General features: G+C 38.9%; 4 protein-coding genes. All 4 read right to left on the bottom strand.

Features of this window, described 5'->3' with window-relative positions:
* Positions 1 to 193: 193 nt before the first annotated feature.
* The gene (locus tag R7E00_RS22455; protein ID WP_224635830.1) at positions 194 to 625 is read right to left on the bottom strand and encodes a hypothetical protein; all 432 of its coding nucleotides are present in this window, start codon (positions 623 to 625) and stop codon (positions 194 to 196) included.
* On the bottom strand, positions 625 to 1,011 hold the full coding sequence (locus tag R7E00_RS22450) for a hypothetical protein (RefSeq protein ID WP_224635831.1): 387 nt from the start codon (positions 1,009 to 1,011) through the stop codon (positions 625 to 627). Before R7E00_RS22450 ends, R7E00_RS22455 begins: the two co-directional genes overlap by 1 nt.
* A gap of 372 nt (positions 1,012 to 1,383) precedes the next feature.
* Complete coding sequence (locus tag R7E00_RS22445; protein ID WP_005475701.1) at positions 1,384 to 1,539, bottom strand: hypothetical protein; 156 nt, start codon at positions 1,537 to 1,539, stop codon at positions 1,384 to 1,386.
* Between the two features lie 254 nt (positions 1,540 to 1,793).
* Positions 1,794 to 2,417: a hypothetical protein gene (locus R7E00_RS22440; protein ID WP_008081780.1), complete on the bottom strand. Its 624-nt coding sequence runs from the start codon at positions 2,415 to 2,417 to the stop codon at positions 1,794 to 1,796.
* Between the last annotated feature and the right edge of the window lie 182 nt (positions 2,418 to 2,599).

Genomic DNA, 2,599 nt, shown 5'->3' with positions numbered 1-2,599 from the left:
AGAAGCGCCGACTGAGACGTGATTTAGAATCATTTTTAAGTCCTTTTATTGTTTAAAACTTGAAAGCATATAACGCCCGCTTAAGTGGTGAGCAACGCAATACGGAACTTCCGCATACCACCTAAATCACTAAAATCAACGCATGATAAAAATGCCACGCGTTGCGAATCCGTCTTAAAGCGTTTGTTATATTCTATTTTACGAACTCTTTTACTTCAGTTATTGCCTCTTTTGGTGTGAAGATGCCGAAACCAATACTGAGAACAAATAGAAATCCAACTGCCACAATACCTGTGACCATTGAGTCTTTAAATTTTAGCTGGGCACTAAGTGTAGCTAAAACAGCAACAATAAGACTCATAACTAATAGAAGTTCTTCAATCTTTGGCGATATATCTACAACATACCTGAGTCCCACTAGAAAGCAAAAACCCACAACTAATAGGGAAAACATAATTAACGGTGTATCACGTTTATTATTGTTAGTTACGCTAGGAACGACTTGCGCAGCCATAAAAGAACTATCGAAACCCTCGTTTACGCTTTCATCTTGAAAGCGTTGAATAGTTCTAACATCATCAGCAACTTTGGCTATTTGATCAAACGTCATCTTATCTTGAGGCATTACTTGCCTCCTTGTGAGGTAGAAGCCACTCGTCTCACGTCATCATTGGCAGCATTTCCGTCCCAGCTATTCTTATTATCTTCACCTTTGATCAAAAGTAACCTATCCCCCTCCATGTAAATATTTGTTCCACCAAACGTCACACCTTGTATATTCCCTGCAATCATACGCTGAGGAACTACCGACAAAACATGACCGACAGTCGGCATCACTGATGCAAATTCGATAGTATCCTTGCCATCACGATTGAAAGTGAATTCAAACACCGCCCCTTGAGCTTCAACAGGGTAGATTTTTGTTTTAATCGATACTCCAGGAGCTAGGAACTTTTGTAAATTCCGTAGAAAAAGTTCAGTATACTTTTCTAATTTTGATGTTTTTTTCATTAATACCTCATAACTTTCCTAGAATATAACGCCCTGCTAAGGGGTGAGCAACGCAATACCGAAGCCGCCGTAAACCACCTTAATCACTAAAATCAACGCATAGTAAAAATGCCACGCGTTGTGAATCCCTCTTGAGCAGTTTGTTAGTTTGCAAACCCAAAGCGTTGATTTTACGTCATTTTAAATTTTGAAAACAATAAGCTTTATGTGCTTTAATGCATTTAAGTCAGGCTTAGTCTCAAAGCGGCAACTCAATGAAACCACTTGGAACAAACAATGCCGCAAAAAACGAACTAACAACACCAAAAAGCGCTTTTGGAAAACCAATCTCACAATGCGGACTTTCAACAAAGTCACTGAAACCACATGAGCTTACAACACCGGAGAAAACGCTATTTCAGCGAGTAGATCGGCTTTTGTACCAACAAACTCAACGAGCAGAGTTTCAGCAAAAAAGTTCGACTCAGGTAAACCAAAAGTCGCCGCACCAAAGAACAAATCAACCGTTGAAACGATGCCAATTTTCAATTTTCAATTTTCAATTTTCACCACGCTAGTTAACACTGAAATTGAACGCCGATACGACAATTTCAACTTTGAGCTTTTACCACTAGATCTTGCGATATAGCTGCGTTTTTCCTCTTGCAAACTAACGCCGCGTTAAGTGGTGAACAACGCCAACCACCAAACCTAAACCATTGTACCTTAAACACATAAGCTAACTTGAACTGAAGTCGCCAAGCGTTGTGAATCCGCCTTAAACGCTTTGTTAGCACTATGATTTACTGCACAACCAAGTATTCATATAGATTAAATACGCCAATTATAAATAACATTAAGCCCGCTACAATTCTGATAGCAGTATATTTTCCTTCATTCTCATCATAAAACTCTTCACCAATGATGCTACGGATCATTTCCCAACGTTCTAATACTTGAGCTAGTAAATAATAACCACACGAGTTAAGGAAAAAAATCATAAGGTTGTATGTTGGATTGAGGAGTTCATATTGACCATATACATACATAGGCACAACCAATCCTAGAGTAACCCCAAACATTGCCGATAATATGGTAAACCCAATAACCAAACCTAACTGAGCAACAAAGAAAGATATTCGACCAACAACTGGAATTTTGGCTGTTGATATGGCGAATCCATACAGTACGAAGTTTAGATGTAAGAAGATTATTCCAATCGTCACCTGCATCATTTCTTCAATAGATATAAATAGTTTATCGTGAGGGAATATTAAGCATACAGCGCCAAGTAAAAATACGGCCAAAAATACTTTTAACCAAATAAAAAGCCATTTAACGATTAAAGTTTCTATTTTCAATTCGTGCAAGAAGTAAAAACCATTTCGGGCCTCTCTGGTAAGCTCAGAGTATAGTCTTCTTATCATTAACTGCCCCCATGTAGATATTAAGAGTGCTAACGCCCTGCTAAGGGGTGAGCAACGCAATACGAAAGCCACCGCAAACCACCTTAATCACCAAAATCAACGCATAGTAAAAATGCCACGCGTTGCGAATCCCTCTTGAGCAGTTTGTTAGCTGTGTTTTACAACACGAGCTTTGCTCCCAA

It is taken from the genome of Vibrio sp. Vb1755 (genome assembly GCF_033338635.1).
Lineage (GTDB): Bacteria > Pseudomonadota > Gammaproteobacteria > Enterobacterales > Vibrionaceae > Vibrio > Vibrio alginolyticus.
Note: the sequence above shows the minus strand (reverse complement) of the source record. Positions and strands in the feature narration are given on the sequence as shown.